The sequence below is a fragment of the Pseudomonas rhodesiae genome (assembly GCF_013285305.1).
GTDB lineage: Bacteria > Pseudomonadota > Gammaproteobacteria > Pseudomonadales > Pseudomonadaceae > Aquipseudomonas > Aquipseudomonas rhodesiae.
The window spans coordinates 1,419,653-1,440,486 of sequence record NZ_CP054205.1; the positions used below are offsets into that span (position 1 = coordinate 1,419,653).

7 protein-coding genes are annotated in these 20,834 nt (G+C 63.4%); 4 read left to right on the forward strand and 3 right to left on the reverse strand.

From position 1 onward, the window contains the following. Positions 1-20 precede the first annotated feature (20 nt). The 3 genes from HRH33_RS06340 to HRH33_RS06350 are packed head-to-tail and all read left to right on the forward strand — an operon-like array spanning position 21 to position 2,046. Positions 21-767, forward strand: coding sequence for a pilus assembly protein (locus HRH33_RS06340; protein ID WP_052229510.1), 747 nt, complete (start codon positions 21-23; stop codon positions 765-767). Next, a complete protein-coding gene (locus HRH33_RS06345; RefSeq protein WP_123480605.1) occupies positions 764-1,288 on the forward strand; it encodes a CS1 type fimbrial major subunit in 525 nt (174 codons plus the stop codon). The genes HRH33_RS06340 and HRH33_RS06345 overlap by 4 nt, the downstream gene beginning before the upstream one ends. A gap of 20 nt (positions 1,289-1,308) precedes the next feature. After that, a complete protein-coding gene (locus tag HRH33_RS06350; RefSeq protein WP_034137143.1) occupies positions 1,309-2,046 on the forward strand; it encodes a pilus assembly protein in 738 nt (245 codons plus the stop codon). 48 nt (positions 2,047-2,094) lie between these two features. On the opposite strand, the gene HRH33_RS06355 is transcribed toward HRH33_RS06350, so the two are convergent. The 3 genes from HRH33_RS06355 to HRH33_RS06365 all read right to left on the reverse strand — a co-directional run bounded on the left by HRH33_RS06355 (position 2,095) and on the right by HRH33_RS06365 (position 15,690). After that, positions 2,095-7,170, reverse strand: a complete 5,076-nt coding sequence (locus HRH33_RS06355) for an NEL-type E3 ubiquitin ligase domain-containing protein (protein ID WP_167416376.1) — start codon at positions 7,168-7,170, stop codon at positions 2,095-2,097. 175 nt (positions 7,171-7,345) lie between these two features. Further along, positions 7,346-12,454 (reverse strand): NEL-type E3 ubiquitin ligase domain-containing protein, encoded by a 5,109-nt coding sequence (locus tag HRH33_RS06360; RefSeq protein ID WP_167416377.1) that lies wholly within the window; start codon positions 12,452-12,454, stop codon positions 7,346-7,348. A gap of 134 nt (positions 12,455-12,588) precedes the next feature. Next, positions 12,589-15,690 carry a transglycosylase domain-containing protein gene (locus HRH33_RS06365; RefSeq protein WP_167416378.1) on the reverse strand — a complete coding sequence of 1,034 codons (3,102 nt, stop codon included), beginning with the start codon at positions 15,688-15,690 and terminating at the stop codon, positions 12,589-12,591. A 174-nt stretch (positions 15,691-15,864) separates the two neighbouring features. Between HRH33_RS06365 and HRH33_RS06370 the strand changes: the two genes are divergently transcribed. Continuing rightward, entirely contained in the window at positions 15,865-20,502 is a 4,638-nt protein-coding gene (locus HRH33_RS06370) for a hypothetical protein (RefSeq protein WP_167416379.1), read from the forward strand. The last annotated feature ends 332 nt before the right edge of the window (positions 20,503-20,834 follow it).

Genomic DNA, 20,834 nt, shown 5'->3' on the forward strand with positions numbered 1-20,834 from the left:
ACGTGTTATTGGAGAGCGTTATGTGGAGCAAATATGTGTGGGCCTTGTGGTTGCTGTGCGGCCTGCCGCTGGGGGCGCAGGCCGGGCCCAGCCTGAATGTCGGGGTGTTTTACGACTACCTGGACGGTGACAAGAGCACCTACCTCAAGCGCGTGTTCAACAGCGGCGACAGCACGGCGTTCGTCAGGGTCCAGGTGCTGGAGATCCTTTACAACGCCGACGGCACCTCCGAAGAGGTGGAAGTCAAACCCGCCACCGACGCAAGTTTGCGCGATGGCCTGATGGCCAGCCCCACGCGCTTGATCGTGCCGGCCAATGGCATGCAGGGCACGCGTCTGCTGTACCTGGGCGAGCGGGAAAAAGAGCGTTATTTCCGCGTGCGCTTCGTGCCGGTGATGCCGGAAAAGGACGACGAGTTCGCTCTCTCGGAAGAAGAACGCGAAGCCTATAAAGGCGCTTTGTCTGCCGGGGTAACGGTATTGGCGGGCTATGGCACGGTGTTTTTCGTGCGGCCTAAGGACGCGCGTTTCCAGACCGGCGTCGACGACAGCGCCGGCCATTACCGCCTGAGCAACGCGGGCAACAGTGTGGTGGTGGTCGACGAATTCAAGGACTGCTCCGCGGCCGATCCCAAGGACTGCCAGCCAACCACCAAGAACCACATTCTGCCCGGTCGCACGTTTGGTTTTGACAAGCAAAAGGGGCGGACCTACCGCTTCACCCTGATCGAAGGCAGCGACAAGAAACCTTATGAGGTCAAAGGATGAGAGTCAGTAAACGCACCCATCGTGGGTGGAAACGAGGCGGTCCGGCCCTGCTGGGCCTGGTGCTGCTCACCGGTGGCGCGGTGTTCAGCCCTGCGGCACAGGCGGTTCGTGAAGTGCAAGTGTTCGATGTGTCGGTGACCATCCCCACCCAGGATTTTTACGTGTTGCCGATCACGCCCGGTTTTCTGGAGCGCGAACAACAGATGATCTGGGACCTGGTGCCGGGGCGCCTGCGGCCCTTGCGGGAACACTTCGACGTCAAGAGTTCCGCCGGCGGCATCAATGCGCGCCTGGGTGCGTTGCCCACCCTGTTCAACGGCGGGCGTACCTACATCGACCTGAGCGTCACGTTCAACGGCCAAGTGCTGAGCCTGGAGGACACCCTGGTGGTGCCCCAGGACGAAGCGCGCCAGGGCAAGCGCGTGCTACTGGATATCTCGGCCGTCGAGCCGCCGGATGGGTTTACCCCAGGTGACTACTACGGCAGCGTCGAGCTGCTGTTTGATGCGGTGAGGCCATGATGGTGTGCAAAGGAGCGGTTATGAAGCGTGTATGTGCGGGGCTGGGCCTGTTGCTGTGTGCCCTGAGTGCCCAGGCGGGGCCGAGTATCAATGTCGGGGATTTCTACGATTATCTGCGCGGCGATAAAAGCACCTACCTCAAGCGGGTCTTCAACGGCGGCACCAAGACCGCTTTCGTCAAGGTCAACATCACCGAAATGCTCTACAAGCCCGACGGCACTTACGACGAAGTCCCGCTCAAGACCGAGGCCGACGGCAGTGTGCGCAACGGCCTGATCGCCAGCCCGGCGCGCTTGATCGTGCCGGCCGGCGGTGTGCAGAGCACGCGCTTGTTGTTTATGGGCGAGCGTGACAAGGAGCGCTACTTCCGCGTGCGTTACTTGCCGGTGGCGCCGGAGAAAGACGATGAGTTCCAGGTCAGCGATGAAGAACGCGAAGCCTATAAAAACACCCTGGCCGGTGGCGTGCAGGTGATGGCTGGCTATGGCACGGTATTTTTCGTTCGTCCCAAGGACAGCCGCTTCGACACGAAGATCGAGAACGGTGGGCAGCGCTACGTCATGCGCAATGCCGGCAACACCGTGGTACTGGTCGATGAGTTCAAGGACTGTGCGGGCCATGACAGTACCGACTGCGCGCCAACCACCAAGAACCATATCTTCCCCGGCCGCACCTTCAGCTTCGACAAGAAGGCAGGGCGCGTCTACCGCTTCTATCTGTGGGAAGGCGATGCGCAACGCCGGATCGAAGTGCGCTGACGGACCCCGGCAGGCGCGCGCCCGTGCACGCCTGCCGGGGCTTGCGGCTCAACGCTTCGGCGCTCGATTGCGCCAGTCGCCGGCGTCGCGCAAAGCGTTGCGCGTCTGTTCGCGCATCCACGCCAGGGCGTCATAGCCCTGGGTCTCTTCCAGGCGCTCGCAGGCGGCCTGAAACGCAGCGTCATCGCCTAGTAACTGCCCATCGGTAATACCCAATAGGGTCGCCAAATCTTGCATCTGCTGTAGGGCCTCGGGCGTCGGTGCCCTGCGCCATTGTTCATGCAGATCTTGCAACTCATACAACTGCCCGTGACGTGTCTTGAGCCTTTGCTGATGCTGCGCGTGGCGTTCGGGATAGCGCTGCTCCAGCCAGCCGCGCCAGTGTGGGTCCAGCAGCATGCGGTTGACCAGGCCGTCGCCTTCGCCCAGTTCCAGCACCTGGCGGTAGGCGCTGTCGATCTGCGCCTCGCTCACGTTGGCCGTCAGGCGGTAGATCATATGGTCCGCGATCCACGGCAAGTCCAGGCGCTGCGCCAACGCAGTCTGGTAGGCCAGGTACACCTCTACTTCATCCACCTCGCCAGGCAGGTTGTCGACGATTTCGCTGCGCAGCCGCAGGCCCTGGCCGCCCTGGGAGAGCGGCGCCAGGCGCTGGCGGATGTCGGCCCGCGCCACGTCGTTGAGCTGCCGCAACCGCGCAATGCCCCGGCACAGCACGGCCAGACGCTGCTCGTGAACCTCGGGCGAGGGGGCATAGCGTTCGATCTGATGGACCAACACCTCCACGCCCAGCTCGTTGAATATTTGCGTGCCGGCATCGGCGCAGTTGGCCGGGTAACTGGCCATCTCGAACAGTTTCAGGCGCAGGGCGGTGTCGGCGTCCGCCGCTTCCAGCAGCTCCCAGACCTGTTGCGTCAAGGTGCGGTGGTTGGCGGTGTAACGCTGTTCGTCTTCGGCGCTCTGGAATTCGTCGGGTGCTTCAAGTGCCTTGATCACTTCAAAGAAGCCTTGGGAGCCATGCTCGTGTTCCAGCCGACCCCACAGCGCGCGCGCGGCGTCCTGAGCGGTGGGGTCCAGGTAGGCCAGCCAGGGTTCACTCTCGCCGCGCGGCTCGTAGCTGCGGTCTGCGTCCAGCCCCACGGATTCGCGGTAGGCCCTGAAGCGCTCGCGACTCACCGCCCCCAGACGTGAGCGATCCAGGCGCGTGCGGGCAACCACCAGGGCGGCAGGGCTGCCCAATTCGACCTCGGGCACCTCGGTAATGGCTGTGTCTTGCAGGTTGAGCAGCCAGTGCGGCGGCCGGGGCACATCGAACACCCCGTCCGGCCAGCGTTCGATGGGTGTGCGGCTCAGGTCCAGTTCGTGCAGGTCGCGCATGCGCCCGATATCCGGCACTTGGCGGGTCGGGGTGTGGTTGAGTTTCAGGCGGCGCAGGTAACGCAGGTTTTTCAGGCGGGTGACATCCCGCGCGCGTAATTGCAGCAGGGTGTGCGACAGGTCGAGGTTTTCCAGATGGCGCAGGTCCACCAGGGTATCCGGCAGGTGGGTCAGGGGGTTGTGGGTCAGATCGAGGGTGCGCAACGAGGGGAAGCGCGCGAGAAAATCGGCATGCGCTGCCTTGAAGCGGGTTCTGGCCAGGTTGAGCCCGACCACATGGCCGAAATCGGCTTGCAGCGTCGGCAACACGTCCGGTAACACCAGGCCGCTGAGGTCCAGCACTGAACCGCGATGTTCGACCCGGACGCGTACCTGGTCGTCCCAGCATTCAAGGATTCTGGCGCTGATAAATGCGCGCAACTCGCGCTCCACGCTCAGGCTATGGGCGCCTGGTTGCAGTGCCCAACGCGACAGCTCGCCGTTCAGGCGAATGCGTTCGACGACCAGGGTGTTGATCGTTTCGCCAAGGGCCTGCGGCCCGACGGTGTCCATGTAGGTCTGGATACGTTCTTCACTTTGGTAGGGGAACAGGGTTTTCAGAGCCTCCCGATGCAGGTCCGCGCTCGGCTGCGTTGGCCCGCGAGCGGTTCTTTTCGGCATCGGTGTGCCCAGCAGGGCCAGGGTCTCCCGATTCGCGCGAGCGCGTGTCGGCGGCTCGGCCAAGGCGATACGGCGTTCGGCCAGGGGTTCCAGGGTTTGCATCAGCCAGCCGCGCAGCGCGGTGCCCTGGCCGGTGCTGTAGCCCAGTGCTTCCCGGGTGGGATCGGGCAGGGCCCGGAGGATCGACTCGTACAGCGTGTCCGGGCCGTGCAGATGCTTTAACTGATCGTCGAGCACTTCATAGCCATGGTTGCCCTTGCGGATCAGCGTGCGACGCACCTGGGCGTCCATGGGCCCCGCCTCGCAGCGCAACGGCCCATCGGCCGTGCGTTCGCGAATTTGCAGGTGCAGGTCGGCGAAGGCATCGCTGTGATGCTTGAGGGTGTTGAGCACCATGCGTTCGCTGTCCGGGGTTTGCTGCCAGGGAAAATAGAAACCCTCGTAGGCATGGGTGGTGCGGGCGACGAAATCCAGTTCGCCGGCGAGGTTCTTCAGGCGCAGCGGCACGCGCTGGTGCTCATCCATCACCCGCAGTTCGTCGCTGTCGGCGCTGCTGAGCAGCGCGTCGATGGCGTGGCTCTCCAAACGCGGGAAGTGCTCACGCAACAGGCGCGTGCGCGGCTCGTCGGACAGCTCGCGCAAACGGTGCATGTAAGGGCCAATGTCGGGCGCCTGCTGGCTGACGTAATCGGCCAGCAGGTTACGCAGGTGTTGGAGCCGTTGGGGTTTCGGCAGATGTTGGCCCAGCAGCGCCTCGGTCTGGGGTTCATCGAGAAATGCCAGAACCCGCTCCGGCAGTGTGCCGGACATCACTTGCGCCAGGCTCATCTGCAGAGTGTCGGCGGGCGCTGCGTCGGGATTGCCGTAGTGGTGAGAGGCGCCGGTGAGGTCGGCGCGTAGATACACCTGCAAGGCTTTATCCGCCGGCCAGCCGGGCAGTTCGGTAACCGTCTGCTCGAACCACGCCGAGGCCGGGTCCAATGGCTGCCCGACGCGAATACTGTCGCTGGAGCGGCTGGCACTGGCATAGGCGTCGAAGCGGTTGAGGGTGTCTTCCAGCAGGGGCGGCAGCGGCTGGTCGTGGTGGTAGATGCCGCGCAGCAGGTCGTCGTCGCAACCGCTGATGCGGCGGATACGCTCCAGTTGTGTATCGCTCAAGCCCTCTACCGGTCGCCCGAGGCGACGCAGCAAGGTCGGACGGTCCCAGGTCTGGGGGTGTTCCGCCTCGTGCAGCACGATGCCGTCGCGCTTGAGCTGCACCCTGGGTTGATAGGCGTCGGGTCGGCGCGGATGCACGATGCGATGTTCGTCGCGCTCGGCGTCATAGCGCACCCGAAAGTGCTCGCCATCGCGTCTGAGCAGTGCTTGCCCCTGGTGCCGGTGCAGCCCTGACGGCTCGGCACGGGCTTGCGCCGGCAGTTGCAGTGAGGGATCGGCGTAAGGGCTGATCTGCGGGTTCCACAAGCGCGTGCGACCGTCGGGCAGTTGCACGGCTTTGAGGCCCTCTACAAAGGCCGACAGCTTCAGGTGCAACGGTTGCGCGACCTGCGCACCGGCGGCGAACGTGCCGAGCTGCAACAGGTTCTGCGCCACCCCAAACATATGCTCCACGGCCTCCCGCGCCTGGCCCTCGGCCCAGTCCACGATGCCTTCGAAGACCTCGTCGGTCAGTTGATAAGCGGTGTACGCGAGCATCAGTTCACCCAGCCCGGGTATGAAAGGCGTGAGGACTTGCACCGCGACATTAAGGAGGTCGGAAAAGATTTTTTCCAAGTTGTCCCACCATGCCCAACGCGCCATGCGATCGACGCGATGGGTCGAGACGGCGAGGCTTTGGGCATCGTTGACGATCTTGTTCAAGCGCACCCGATACAAGTAGTTCCACAGGTCGTTTTCCGTGGAGACGGTCGAGCGGTTCTGGTAGTCGTGCTCGAAGCGTTGCACGTTGAATTGCAGATGCGGGTGCTCGATCGGCGTGTCTTTCCAGCTGGGCTGGCTGTCGGTGGGCGCTTTGTGGTGCCACTGCACGCGGCTTAGGCGCGCATTGAGGTTGGCGAAGAAATACCCGCGTTGGTCGTGGGCGACGAAGCGACTGAAAAAGACCTGATAGTGCTCGACGTCGCGCAGTTGGCGGGTCAGTTCAGCCATGAAGGCCTGCGGTGAAGGGTAGTGCTTGAGCGGGTGTTCGGGGTCGTCCGGCACATAGGCGAGCACCTGGGTCAGCGGCGTGGGCGGCGATGGCGGGCTATGCAGCAGGATAATGCCGGTGAGCCGCGTGTTCATCATGTCCAGGGTGTGGCAATGCAGCGGCTGGCCCTCCCACTCGACGGCGGGTTGGCCGGCGGCCAGGGCCAGCAACGGTGCCAGGGCGTTGCGCGGAATATCGCCCTTGTGCGCGGCCAGTTGCGCGGCCGCGCTCAAGCCGCTTTTCTGCTGGGCAAGCACGTGCTGGCGCACGCGATAGGCGACGCTGCGCTGCTCGAAGCCCAGGGCTCTCTTGAGCTGGGCCTGATACTGCGCGCCGATATCCAGCCGGCGACACAGTTGTTTGAACCCCTCGACAGTCAGCGCCGCGCCGCTGACCTTGTGGGTGAAGCTCAGGCTGCGTTGTTGCCCCCGTGCGTCGGGGCGCGAGAGAAACGCGTAATCGACAAACTGCTCGTTGTCGGCAAAGTTGTGCAGCGCCGCCTCCAGCAACGACACGGTGCGACTGGTGACACCCTGGGTCACGTCAATCACCCACCAGGCCTGGGTGGCGCTGACATAGGTGCGCAGAAAGGTATTTTTCACATCGATGTCGCCGTAATCCTGGGCCAACGCCGTGTGCAGTTTGACCTCGGCGTAGGCGTAGACATCGTTCAAGTCTTGAAACTGCCCATCCAACGCATTGAGGTTTTGCCAGTGCGCGTCCACTGCCTGCTTGAGGGGGCGCGGTAGCGATGTGGGAGGGATCGGGTGGCGGCGTGCAGCGTGGTGTAAAGCTTTGAAGCGTTGTGGGTGGGTAGCGGTCAGCCAGGGCGGAAGCGCAGTGTTGATGAAGTCGTAATGCAGCCCTTTAAAGGCTTGGGCAAAGGGGATGTCAGCCATGCAATGAATCCTGGAAATCAGCTCATGAGGCATTCGAGTCTAATGAGGGCAGGGGGCGAGAATAAGCGCGAATACCGGGTTGGATACCCGACGGGATGGCGTTTGATTTCGAAATTATCCATCTCGAAAATAGCCGGCTACCGCCCCTCGCCAACTGTCGAGGGGCGGGGACGCTTCAGGATGTTTGCGCTGCGATTTCTAAGGCCTGGCGGGTCAGGCGCCGTGCCAGATCTCGGTAGTCGCGCTGGATATGCTCGTAGAAGGTATTCACCGTCGCGTCGGACAGCGGCTGCTCCTCAAGCACCTCGGCTTGCGCAAGGTTCAACGTGTCGGCCAGGCTGACCAGCTGTGTGCGCAGCGTGGCCTTGCGCTCGACGCTCACGGACGGGCTCACCCACTCGCGGTGCGCTTCCAGCAAGTCCTCCAGTTGGCTGCCGGCCTCGGCACGTTGTTCCAAGGCTTGGTTGAACGACTCAACGTATTTTTCTTGCAGGTACTCGTTCCAGAACGGTTGCTCAAGCATGCCGTCGACCAGACCGTTGCCGCGCTCCTGATGGGCAATGTAGCGAGCGGCGCGGCTGAGGTGGGTTTCCGTGACCCTGGCGGTGTTGCGGTAGACCATATGTTCGGACAGCCACGGCAGGTCGAGTCGCGCCTTGAGCCCGGTCTGGTAGGCCAGGTACACCTGCACGTCGTCCACCTGGTTATCTCCACTGCCGAAGGCTTGTCCCAGCCCCCCTTGGCTGATCGGGTCGGTGCGATATTTGATTTCGGCACGCGCGCGCTCGTTGACCTGATCCAGGCGCCAGGATTGTTTGGCCAGCGTCGCCAGGCGGCTCTCGCGGGTGGCCAGGCCTGCGGGGCTCTGGTCCTTGAGGATGTTTTCCAACAGCGTCTCGACACCGATGCGGTTGAAGATCTGCGCACCGGCATCGGCGCAATTGGCGGGCGCGCCGGCCAGGCTGAATATGCGCTCGCGGAACTGGGGGTTCTCGTCCACGGCAAACAGCACCTGCCATACGCGTATGGACAGGTCTTCCCGGCCCTGGCGGAACAACCGCGCATCCTCCTGGGTTTGAAAGCGCTCCGGCGGTTGCAGCAGATGGAGCACGTCGAACAAGCCCTGGGAACCGTGCTCTTTTTCGACCTCGTCCCAGACCTCCTTGGCCGTTTCCAGATCCTCGCCTTCCAGGCCGCTTGTCCAGTAGTCCCGGTTGGCTTTATCGCCGACCGGGCGGGTGCGATAGGGGTCGATGCCTTGGGCGCGGCGATAGCTGACAAAACGGTCTTCGTCGAGGCGTTCGAGCTTGGTACGGTCCAGCCAACTGTTGGCCACGATGCGCGCCGCTGACGAATCCGAGGCGAACTCAGGCACGGTGCGCACGTTGGTGTTGCTCAAGTCCAGTTCCGGCGTGACCCGTTTCGGGCTGTCCAGCCCCGCCGGCCAGGCGCTGATACTGGTTCGCCGCAACACCATGCGGCGCAGCTCAGGCAAGTGGCTGAGGTCCGGAGCGACGCGCATCTGCGTATTGCCTTCCAGGTTCAACGAGCGCAGAAGCTGGCAGCGTTCAAGGATCGCGTAGTCGCTGGGGCGCCAGGCGATGGGGTTATTGCTCAGATTCAGTTTGGCCAGGAACTTGATATTGGGCAGCTGTGACGGCAGGCCGGCGAGGTTGTTGTCGGACAGATCAAGGCTGCGCAGATTGGGGAAATTGTCGAGGAAGTCGGTGTCCCGATCCCCCAGGCGTGTGCCGCTGACATTCAAGCGCGTGACATGGCTGAAGTCCGCCCGCAGAGGCTCCAGGCTGGCGATATAGCGCCCCAGGGTCAGTTCGCTCAGGTCCAGCCGCGTTCCGCCGGAGCGTGCCTGCGCAGGCAGCAGGCGTTGATAGGCGCCTTGTTCCCAGCAGTTTTTCAACTCCTTGATGATGTGGCCGCGCATCAGCATTTCGTTGGCCACCAGCGTGGCGCTGGCCTTGGTCAGGCTGGGCTTCTGCTTGCGGAAGTTCTCCAGCTCTGTGTCCAGCACCGCGCGGTCGATTTCCAGGGTGTTGAGCAGTTGCTCCGCTTCCGGGGTTTTCAGGTGCGGTGTCACCTCTTCGATCTGCTCGGTGCTCAAACTTGGGCATAACCTGACCAGGGTTTCCTTGAGCGTCGGCGGTTGTGGCGGTTCGCGCCGAAACAGGCGGCGAAAGGCGTCGAACATGGGCTTTTGCAACAGCGATTGGGCGGCGCGTTCATCCACCTGACGCCGTGTGGGGGCTTGCAGCAGCGTGCGACGGTTGCTCAAGGGTTCCAGTTTTTCTTTGAGCCAGGCTTTGAAAATCGCGCCCTGGCCGGCCACATAATCAATCTTGCCCGGCGGCAGCAGCCAGATCAGGGCTTCGTACAAGCTGAACTGCGGTTGCGGCGCAGCGCTGCTCATATCATGGATCTGGTACTGCCCAGGGCCTGTGTGCAGCAGGATTTTCCTCGTGGCGGCCTCGGCGGCGCCAACCTGGCAGCGCACCTGGCCCTGGGCGGTCTGTTCGTGAATGGCGATGCTTATGTCGCTCAGTGCGTCGGTGTGCTGGCGCAGGATATTGAGCACCATTCGTTCGGTGTCCGGGGTCAGCAACGCGTCATCGTAGAGCCCCTCGCTTGCGTGGCTGGCGCGCACTTCGTTGGCCAGTGCCCGTGCCAGGTTTTTCAGGCGCAGAGGGATCTGCCGTTGTGTGTTCAGCGTTTCCAACTCATCGGGCGAGGTGCGCAGCAACAGGTTGGCCACCAGGTTTTTCGGCAACTGCGGGAACTGTTGTTGAATCAGCTCGCCAGGGGCGGTTTCGGCCACTTCCGTGGTGCTGTAGAGATGGTTGAAAACGGCGGTTTTTTCCCGCGCCACTTTATCCGCCAGTAACCCGCGCAGGGCCTGGATGCGCGCGGCAGACGTAGGCCCGACCGGCGCGGGCAACAGGCCGGCGAATTCGCTGTCGCTCAAGAACGTAGAGAGGCGTTCGGGCAATTGGCCGGCGCTTACCTCGCGATGGCTGATGTTCAAGGTGTCGGCATCGCTGGCTGTGGCTGCGCCGTAGGTGAGGGCGTGCCCGCTCAAATCATCGTTGATGAACACGGCGATGGCCTTGTTCGGCGGCCAACCGGGTAGCTCGCTGGTGGTTTGCGCGGCCCAGTTGTCCGGTAGCTTGGCGGCGGTACCGGCGCGCACCTGGGCCGGTGCGCGGTCGACCTGCGCCCGCAGCCGTATCCGCTTGAGGCTGTCGACCAACAGCGGCGGCGGGCTGTCGCGGTCGGCGTACATCATGCGTAAGTCTGCATCGCGGGTGGCGCTGGTCTCACAGGCCTGTTCCAGTTGGGTTGCGTCGAACCCTTGCACCACCGGGCCAAGGCGGCTGCGCAGCCTGTGGCTGCCCCAGGTCAGCGGGTCCTCGCCTTCGTGATACCACGCACCGTGCTCGTTATGAACGAGCCTGGGGGCGTAGGCCTCGGCGCGGGTGGGGTGCTTGATGCGATAGGTGCCGCTGGTTTCATCCTGCTCGACGACATAATGCTGACCCTCCAGGCGCAGGACTTTCTGCGCGCGGTGCCCATGCAGGCCGAGGGCATCGGGCTGTGCGTCGGCCGGCAACTGCAATTCAGGGCGGGCGTAGGGCGCCAGATCCGGGTTCCACAAGCGCGTTCGGTCGCCCACCTGCACGGGTTGCAAGCCGTCGATAAACGTCGAGCGCTTGAACGCACCCACCACTTTGCCGCCGATGGCGAAGGCGGCCACTTGTACCAGGTCGTTGGTGACGGTGAGCAGGTGTTCGCCGGCCTCTCTGAATTGGCCTTCGCTCAAATCCACTGCGCCTTCGACCGCATCATAGGTGAGTTGGAACACGGTGTAGGCCAGCATCAGTTCGCCCAAGTAAGGCACGAACGGCGTGACCACCATCAGAGCGACATTGAAAATATCCGATAACAGGCGGGTGAAGTTATCCCACCAGGCCCAGCGCGCGTGGGTGTCGGCGTCGGCGGTGGAGACCGCTATGGCGTGCCCGTCGTTGAGGATCTTGTTGAGCGACTGCTGGTAGAGAAATTGCCACAGGTCGCCCCTGATCGGGGTCGCGGAAAACTGCAGGCGGGGGGCGGTCAGTGGCGTTTCGCGCCAGCTGGGGCGAGGGTCCAAGGGGCTGTACTGATGCCATTGGACGCGGCACAGCCGCTGGCTCAGGTTGGCAAAAAAATGCCCGCGTTGAGTGTGATCGACAAACTGGCTGAAGAACTGCTGGTAGGTCTGTTGCTGGCGCGACGGGATCGGCGCGTTGGTTTGCAGTTTGCGCGTCAGGTCCTGCATGAAGGCGAGGCTTGAGTCGTATTCTTTGACCGGGCTTTCGGGGTCATGGGGGATATAGGCGATCAACTTCGAGGTGCTGGTTACCCGCTCCAGGTCCGCGGCGATCAGCAGAATGCCGCTCAAGGACACGTCCAGAATGCTCAATTGATAGAACTGCATCACGCCACGATCACCGCGCAGCGTGCGCATCAGCAGGTGGAAGCCGGCCATGCTCAAGTCGGCGGGCTGTTGCGCGACAGTGGGGATGCTGGCCAAGTGAGCGGCGACTTTGAGGGCTGCTTTTTGGCTGGCGATCACCTGGTGCTGCAATTCGGTGCGCGCCGCCGTGGCTTCAGGCAGCAGACGCTCGTTCAAGTAGCGTTGGTAGTGGGCGCCGAGGTCCAGCTCACGGCACAGGGTCTTGAACTGTTGGATCGACATCGTAGTGTCCAACGGCAGCACGGCGAAGTGGCCGCGATAGTCGGGTTGAGTGATATAGCAAGAGTTGATATCAAATGTTTCGCGTTTGGCGAAGTTATGCAGGGCGGCATCCAGTAATGACACTTTGCGGGTGGTCACGCCGTTGGAAAAATCAATGACGTACCACGGCGTTGCAACCGGAATATATAAATAAAGAAACGTGGTCTGCACATTCAGGTCGAGGCCGTATTTATCCTGGATGGCTTTTTTCAAGCGCGGTTCGGCGAAGGCATAGACATCCTGGATATCGCTTAACAGCCGGTCCACTTGGTTCTGCGTGCGCCAGCCGTCGGCATTGGCCTCCTGCAGGGCTTGATGCTGCGCCGAGGTCAGGCCGGCGAGCCCGGCCGGACGCGTCAGAGTGGCGGTGTTCAGTTGGCCGAGCCTTGTCGGTGTGCTGGAGGTGATCCAGTCTGGAATCGTTTGTTTGATCAACCCGTAGTGCGGGCCTTTATAGGTGCTGCGCGTAGTTTCAGACGGAGGAAGTTCGGGCATGAACAGAAACTCTTTAATGGGGTCGAGTCGCTAGTTTCATGCTTTAAGAATTGCCGTAAAAGTTCAAAATGCTGAAGCTTATTAATCCATTGAGTGTGAAGTTAATGGGTTATTTGAATGCAAGTTATAGATAACTAACGCCCGTTGTCGGGGGCTTGGCACAGGGTCTGTTCGCCTGGTTGCAAATAGGGCGTCAACAGCGGCGCCATGCCTTTGAGCACCTGCACCGGCAATGCCGAGGTGAAGGTGAAATTCTGCGCCGAACTGCCGGGTACGAACGCGGTGAGAGTGCCGAAATGATGCTCACCGATATAGAACACGAAGGTGGCCGTGCGGTTGATCGACTTGGAACTGAGCACCCGCCCGCCGGCACCGATGGCCTCAATGCGGTTGTCGCCGGTGCCAGTCTTGCCGCCCATGATCAACGGCGTGCCGTCGCTGAGTTTGAAACTGCCGGACACGCGTTTGGCGGTGCCGGCATCCACCACCTGCGACAGGGCTTCGCGCAATGCTGTGGCCACTTCGCTGGGCATCACGCGCTTGGCTTTGTCGGGGTTATTGATCAGGTGCGTTTCATAGGGGGTGCCGGCGGCAAAGTGCAGGCTGTCGATGCGCAGGGTCGGCTCGCGCACGCCGTCGTTGAGGATGATCCCCACCAGTTCGGCCAGCGCCGCCGGGCGATCACCGGAACTGCCGATGGCCGTGGCCAGCGACGGCACCAAGTGATCGAAGGGGTAGCCGACTTTTTTCCAGCGCTCATGAATATCCAGGAAGGCCTCGACCTCCAGCATGGTGCGAATGCGGCTGTCGCGCGCGCTCTTGTGCCGGCTCTTGAACAGCCAGCCGTAGACTTCCTGGCGTTCGTGCTCGCTGGCGGCCACGGCCTGGGCAAAGGTCGCGTCAGGGTGGTTGAGCAGGTAGCCGAGCAGCCACAGGTCCAACGGGTGGACTTTGGCGATATAGCCTTGGTCCGGCAAGTCGTAGGCACCGGGGCCGTAGTCGGTGTAGAGCTTGGCCAGGCGTTCGTCGCTGAGTGTTGTGGCGGTGCCGGACGGGGTCAGGTGCGCCCGTACAAACCGGTTGAAACTCGCCTGGCTGGCCTGGGGCAACAGGTAGCGGTGTACGGCGGCCAGGCGGATCGCGGTGGGGTGGAGGCTGTCCAGAAACGTATCGAGGCGCGCTTGGGTGTCTTTGTTGCGGTACTTCTTCCAGAAACGCAACAGGTAGGTGGTGCCCTCGCGGTCAGCGAACTGGGCCAGGTATTCCTGGCGACGCGGGTCGCTGTCGTCTTTGAGCAACGCGGCGCTGTTGCCGGGGGCCTGGTAGGTGCTGTAGCGCACCAGGTCGCGCATCAAACGGATGAAGGGCAGGTTGATCGACTCGCGCAGGGACTCGCGCAAGGTCGGGTTGCGCCCGTTGTCCTCAGCGCGAAAGTTATGAAAACGATGCAGGCCGCCACCGGTGAAAAAACGTTCGCCGGGGCTGGCCGAGTACTGCCGGTCGAGGGCCGCACTGAGCATTTTCGGCAGGCTTGGATCGGTGTTTTGTGCCAGGTAATCCAGGGCCCAGCGCGATAGGCGATCCTGCTCGTCCACCGAGACTTTCTTCAAGGCGGCGGGCGTCTGGCCGGCATAGCGGTCATGCAGCTCGCTGATGATTTGCAGGTAGGTGGTGAGCACTCGCAGCTTGGCGGTGGAGCCCAGTTCCAGTTTGCTGCCTTCGTTGATGTCGAAGGGTTGGTCGGTGCTGTCGGTTTGCACCCGCACCCGGGCACCGTCGGCGGTCATCTCATAGAGGTTGAAGCTGTAGCGCACTTGGGCGGTGCTGGCGGGGGTCAGCAGGCGCGGCCCCAGCAGGCCCAATTGCGCGGCGAAGGCCGGGTCCGCCAGGCGCTTGAGGTAGTCGGTGGCCTGGGTTTGCAGGTCGCTTTGCAAGGTACTGGTGGCGGCCAGGTCCAGGCGGTCAAGGTCGTAGAGCGGGCGATTGAGCAATGCCGCGAGGCGGCTGCGGGCGACACTGATGCCTTTGTTGGTGTCGATCGGTTGGATCGTCGGTTGTTGCAGCCAATCGCGATAATGCACCTTGCTGGCCAGGGCCGCGTCGGCCAGCGCCGCGTCGATCACCTGGTTTTGTGCGAGCAGGCGGATATGGCTGTCGGTCAGGCTGGCCAGTTCGTCGTGGCCTCGGGTCAGGTAAAACGACGGGCGCCGCTGGGCGATCATCAGCGACAGCACCTCGCGCAGCGCCAGGCCACGTTGGCCGAGCAGGTCCGGCTCGTGGCCGGCGAGCAGGGCATTGGTGCGGTTGAAATCGGCGCCGAACCAGACCCGCAGCCCTTCGGCCAACCCATGCACTTCGCCGTGACCGGGCACGGCGGACAGCGGCACGCTGTTGAGGTAGTCACGCACGATGCGCTGGCGCGCCTGCAAGGTCTGCGGGCCGTCCTGATAGGCGCGCACGCTGGCGGAAATCATCTGGCGGATCTTCTCGCTGCCCGACAACGTCAGGCCATCCGGCGAGTGGCGGTATTTTTCCAACTGCGTGGCCAGGGTACTGCCGCCGGCGGTCTGGCCGGGCAGGTGCAATACCTTCGCCACTTGCGACCAGGCGGCCTTGGCGAAGCGTGGCCAATCCACCGCCGGGTTGGCCAGCGGCTGGTCGGCGGCGAGTAGATCGCGGTTCTCGATAAACAGCAGGCTGTTGACCACCACCGGTGGAATCGCGCCGAAATCCTGATAGGCCTGCTGTGGGTACATGAAGGTGTACAGCGGCGTGGCGCGGCAATCGCTGATGGTCAGCCCGGCTTGGATTTTTTCCGCGTAGGGCACGAACAGGTCGTGCTCGGTGTAGGCCATCAGCGCCGCAGAGAACCGGGCCTGGCGCTGGATCAGGTAGTCGCGTTTGAGCAGGCGCGGCAGAAACTCATCCAACGCGCTGTAACCCAGGCGTTTATCGAACGGGCCGTCGCCGGGATAGACGATGGCGTCGCTGGGGCCGGGTTGCACGTCGTAGGTCAAGGTCTGCGCCAGGCGACTGAAAGTGCGGGCCTGCCAATGGGAGGTGAGCATCTCGCGGCGCGCCGCCACGCCGGCAATGACGCTGCCGATCAACAGCAACAGCCAGAACATCCTCCAGGCGTAGCGGGGTTTGCGCGGCTTTTCGGGCAATGGCGGTTCAACCGCACTGTCGGTGGCAACCGCAGCGGGAGGTGAATCGGTGTGCCATAACGCGCCCATAGTCGATTGATCCATTCACGCAGATTGATCGGACTTGACTCAAGCTTAGTCGCTGATTGGCGTTGGCAAGGAATTTGTCGCCGCCATAACCGGTTACCGCTGGCAGCCCAGGCGGCCGCGCTAGCGTGCGGGTTTGATCGGACCGATCCCCGCGTCCGGCACAAGGAAGTCAGCATGCCTCAGTCGACAGGTTCAACCTCCGCGCGTCACGACCATATTGAACAGATCGTCACCGTTTTTTCCGATGTTCCAACCCTGCACGAGGTGGCGGTGACCCAGGTGCAGGCCCTGCTGGATACGCATTACCCCGCGCTTAATTACCTGGCCCGGCGGGTGGCCATCGGCACGCCGTTGCGCGCCGACCAGCATCACTACAGCCCCTTGCCCGATGAAGTGCTGTTGCGCCTGGCCAGTGCCGCGCCGGTGCGCTACGTAGAAGGTCATCATCAGGTGGCGTTGCACCAGCGCGAGAACTATGTGCCGGGCGGGCCGTCGCTGGCCGACATGGAGCGATGGGTCAATCAGTTGGGCCCACGTCTGCTGGAGGCCTGGCTGGCGCGTCTGGGCGATTGGTGGCGCGACACGGTACCGGTGCAAACCACGCGCTGGGCCTACTTGTCCGCCAGCCTGCTGGCCTTGTTGTACGACTGTGACCCGCCGGCCGGCATGGATGAGCAGGCGTTCGAACGGATATTCCCGCGCGAGCGGCTGCGCCCGATCCGACCCGATGCGCAATGGAGCGTGCAGCAAGAAGCACTGAGCGTGTGCACGGTGCAGGTGCGGCGCCAGGGCAGTACGCAAGCGCCGCGCATGCTGCCGGTGCTGGTGCTCGACCATGCCCCGAGCGGCGCGCAAGCGCGTACGTTGCTGTTGTTCGGCCCAGCCACTGGTATTCATCCTCTGGACAGCCTGGACGCTATCGAAGCCCTGATCCCCGATTACCTCAGCCAGGACCTGGCAGGGACGGCGGTGGAGTGGTTTATCGAACAACCGCCGGCGGACCCCTTCGATCTGCTGGCCGCGTGTTATGCCGAGCGCCAACGGCTCGACGTGTTGGCCATCGACCTCACGGTGCCGCGCACGCCGCGCCAGTACCAGCAGATGCTGGACTACGTGACCGATCCGCGCCGCTGGTTTGAGACGGTGCTGACGCCGGTCCAGCAACGCTTGCAGGATGCGCTGCCGCTGTGGCTGGTGCACGCCTCGGCGGACGACAGCCTGGCCTACGCCCGTGGGTTGCAGGCCCTCGCCGAGCAACAGGCGCGTGCCGCCGGGCAAGGATTTCTCGACGGTATCCCGCCGATCCGCGCCTTTGCCGCCGAGGCCCTGAAGCGGTGCCTGGCCAAGCAACCCTTGGCTAAAGACCTGAACCCGGACGACATCGAGTTGACCTTCAACCTGGTCACAGCGGCCATGTTGCCGGGCGGTTACCCCAGTGGCGATGTGCAGCGGGTCAGCCTGAGCCTGACGGAACTGGCCCTGGAGAACCTCAGGGGCTTTCCCCATGCACCGTCCCAGATCACCCTCAAGGGCCGCGCCGCGCCGACTTGGTTGAGCGCGTCGCTGTTGCTGGCCTGCGTCACCGAGGTGGACATCGGCCAGTCCTACCCGGACCTGCTCAAGCAAAAGCTCATCAGCGATCCCCCCGAACGCGCACGGCGCGAAACCCTGTTTACTGGGCAATTGCGCGCGCAGCTGCCATTGCTGGCCTTGCAGATGAAACTCAAGGGGGAGGGCGGGTTGACCCAGGCAGGTGCGCGCTTGGTAGCCACGGCAGTAGCGTCGGCTGCGGGTGAGCAAGCGGCGATCTGGCCGTTGGCGTTCAAAGCATCGCCCACGGCCGCCGAGGATCCTGTGCTCAGCCACTTTGTGATCGGCGCGCGCAATAGCGAGCAGGGGCCGCATCTGCTCTATCGCCCGTTGTTCACGCCGAGTCTGCGCGAGTTCGAATCCCCTCGGGCGCTGTTGCAGGCGATCCAGGCGCCGGGCGAGTTGCAGGACAACGTGCTGGCCTGGATCGCCCCGAGCCGTCAGGCGGTGTATGCCAACGGTGGGTTTCTGGAACCGCATATCCGCCACTTTCATCAGGGCGATGAATTCAGCGTGCCCGCCCGGCCCGCGCCCGCTCAACTGAGCAAACAGGTGCAAAGCAGCGACCCACTGCCCCGGCTGTTTGCTGCCACCGCCGAAGCGTTGGTGAGCCTGGCCGACGCCGAGTCGGTGTCGAACGCCGAGCAGCGCTGGGCGACGATCAAGGCCGGTGGCTGGTTACTGTTCAGCAGTGCGTTGCCGTTTCTGCGTGGCCCGGCGTTGCTGGCGGGCTGGATGGTGCAGGTGCTGGACAGCGTGCAGCGCGATGTGGCCGCCTCGACCCCCGCCGACCCCGTCGCCCAAGTCGAGGGCGCGATGGACCTGCTGAGCAATCTGGTGATGGTCCTGGCCTATCGCGCCTCGCCCCACGAGCGGCCGGCGACGCTCGATCTGCGCCATCCGGTGTTTGCGCGCACCCGAGCTACGCTGGCATCGCCTTCGCCTACGGTGACGCGCAGTGCCGCCACGCTGCCCACCCATGGGCCGTACCGCTGGAGCAGCGCCCGCGATACGTTGACGCCGTTTATGCGCGAACGTCTGGAGGGGCTGAGCCTGCGCGCCGTGCAACAGCCCTGGCCGCTCGCGTTGCCGGGCGCCGAAACCACGGGTCGACTCAAGGGCTTGTTGCAGGACACCGGTTCGGCTCCGCCGCAATGGCAGGCGGTGGTACGCGGCCATGTCTATCGAGTGCGGCTGGTCGGTGACAGTGTGCAAGTCACCGACGCCGCCGGCACGGCCAGCGGCCCCTGGCTCAAACCGCTGGAGGGCGGCGGCTGGGATGTGGACCTGCGCCTGCGCCTGCGCGGTGGCCAGGCCGACACCCCGGCGGCGCCCGCCAGCACCGAAGCGCGTCGCCAACAACTGGAGCAGGATTTTCGTCAATACGCCCAACGCCGCGAAACCGCGGAGCGTGCTATCGGCGTGGCGCGCAGCCTGAAAACCAGCCACGCCGGGCACATCACCGAACAACAGCGAATCGCCGCCGATGCCCGCTACCTGCACGAGTTACAGAACAAACTGGAGGCTTCTCGCCTTGAACTCCAATGCCTTAAAGACCTGCAAGCCCTGCGCCCGCGCCCCGGTTACGAGCGCGAGTTGAGCACGCTGCTCGAAGGCCAGATCCTCAACCTGCGCCAGTTGCTGCAATACGCTCGGGAAGCGACCGCCGCGCTGCATGCCAGGCTGGTGCCGGCGCTGGAACTGGTGCAAGCCGAGAGTGAAGCGGAGGCATTGTCGGATATCAACCTAGAGGCGCATCGCAACATCGTCGAAGGCATGCGCCTGTTGGCCGACCAAAACCAGAACGCGATTGTCTGGCGCAGCCTGGAAATCGACACCCTGGACGCTCTGGAGCGAGTGCCCAAATACGGGCGAGACAAAGCCCAGGCGTTCAAACAGAGTGAGGCGGCTACGCCGACGGTGCTGGAGTTGCAGTCGTTGCAAGTGTCCGCGTTGTGGGCGGTCGCGCTCAACAGCGAGGGGCCGAGGCTGGACGATGATTTTTTCCAAAGCCTGGACGACACCGTACAACGTGCCCGTTGGGCCAGCGGCTCCCAGGCGCAGCTCGATGAGCTGGCGTCGCACAACCCGGAGTTGCGCGTCGAATTGCTGGAGAGCTTCGATCGCGTGTATGCCCAGACCGACGACCGCATCGAGTTCTGGCGGGCCATGGAGCCGGACAAGTTCCACCTGGGCTACCTGGACAAACTGCAACAACTGTTCGCCCAATTGCACCTTCAGGTACAACGCGAGTTGGCCGCGACTTTGGAGCCGGCGCCTGTCACCCGGCCCGCGTCCCGTGTGCGGCAGAAGAAAATCATCCGCACGCGCAACCAGGACCTGTACGTGGCGCGTGTGAAAGTCACCAGCGATGAGCAGCCGATTGAAATCGCCGAGGTCACCGACGCTCAGAACGAAGTGATTGCTTCGTTTACCCAGGCCACCGACGGCATCTGGGAGCCGCTCAACAAAACGCCGGTGCAGCGCACGACGTCGTTGCCCAATCTGGCGCGCTTGATCGAACAAGGCCAGGCCCTGCGCGCGCCGGTGGAAAAGGCCATCGCCGAAGTGTTGAAAATGGCGCGCAACGCCAACGAGCCGCAGTCCCTGCAAGACATCCTGGAGCAACGCGCCGACAAGTTACGCCGCTGCGCCGATGCCATTCAGCAGCGCCTGTTGCTCAGCGAGCCGGATCGTTTGGCGGCCACGCAAAGAGCCCGTGCACGTACCGAAACCGACGAGCTGCGGGCCGCTGCCAGTCGTTTGTCCGAGCAAGGCTTGCAGGCGCGCTTGACCGCCATCAAGGCGCGCCCGCCGACCCAGGCCGGGTTGGACGTGTTGGTGGGGCATCGCGAAGCCAAGGTGTATCGCCAGGGCGAGCGCGTGGCGCTGGCCGGGCGCTCGGACGACTGGCTGCAAAGCTATGTGGTGATCGACGAACAGAGCCGACAGCCCTGGTGCTACGGGCATTTTCACTACGGCCGCCAGACGGGGCCGGACGATCATTTCAGCGCCGCGCACCTCAAGACTCCGGAACAGCACCGGTTGGGCAAACAGGCGCAGATCGAGGCCCAGGCCCAGGCATTTGCCAGGATGAAGGCCGGGCAGAGCGGACGCGTCAGCCAGACCCTGGAGATCCATCGCGGCGAAATCAACCTGCGCATGGCCCGCAAGCTGTTCTTCGATGCGCCCGCCTGGCCTGAGGGCAAACCCTCGATCTAGAGCGCTCGCCGCCCGCGCCTACGACCAGAGTAGGGGCATGACGCTGCACCTTGGCTGTGCAATACTCGCCGCCGTTTCCACGGCAGAACGCCACGTCAGGCAGTTAATGCCCCTCCGCATAAGCGGCTTTTGCCGCGAGTTCTCGCCAAATTTTGTCGTTTATTGAGTGAAAAGCCCTGTTGGGAGCTTTTTATACTGCACGCCCGCTGATCTGACGGTTGTTCTGTCAGACGGTTCTGCCCACGAGGCAGGCCGGTTATTCAGGCGCCCGCGCTTATCCGCGCTAACGCCCATGACTCGGTGGATCAATCCAATAACAAAATGAGGTTGTA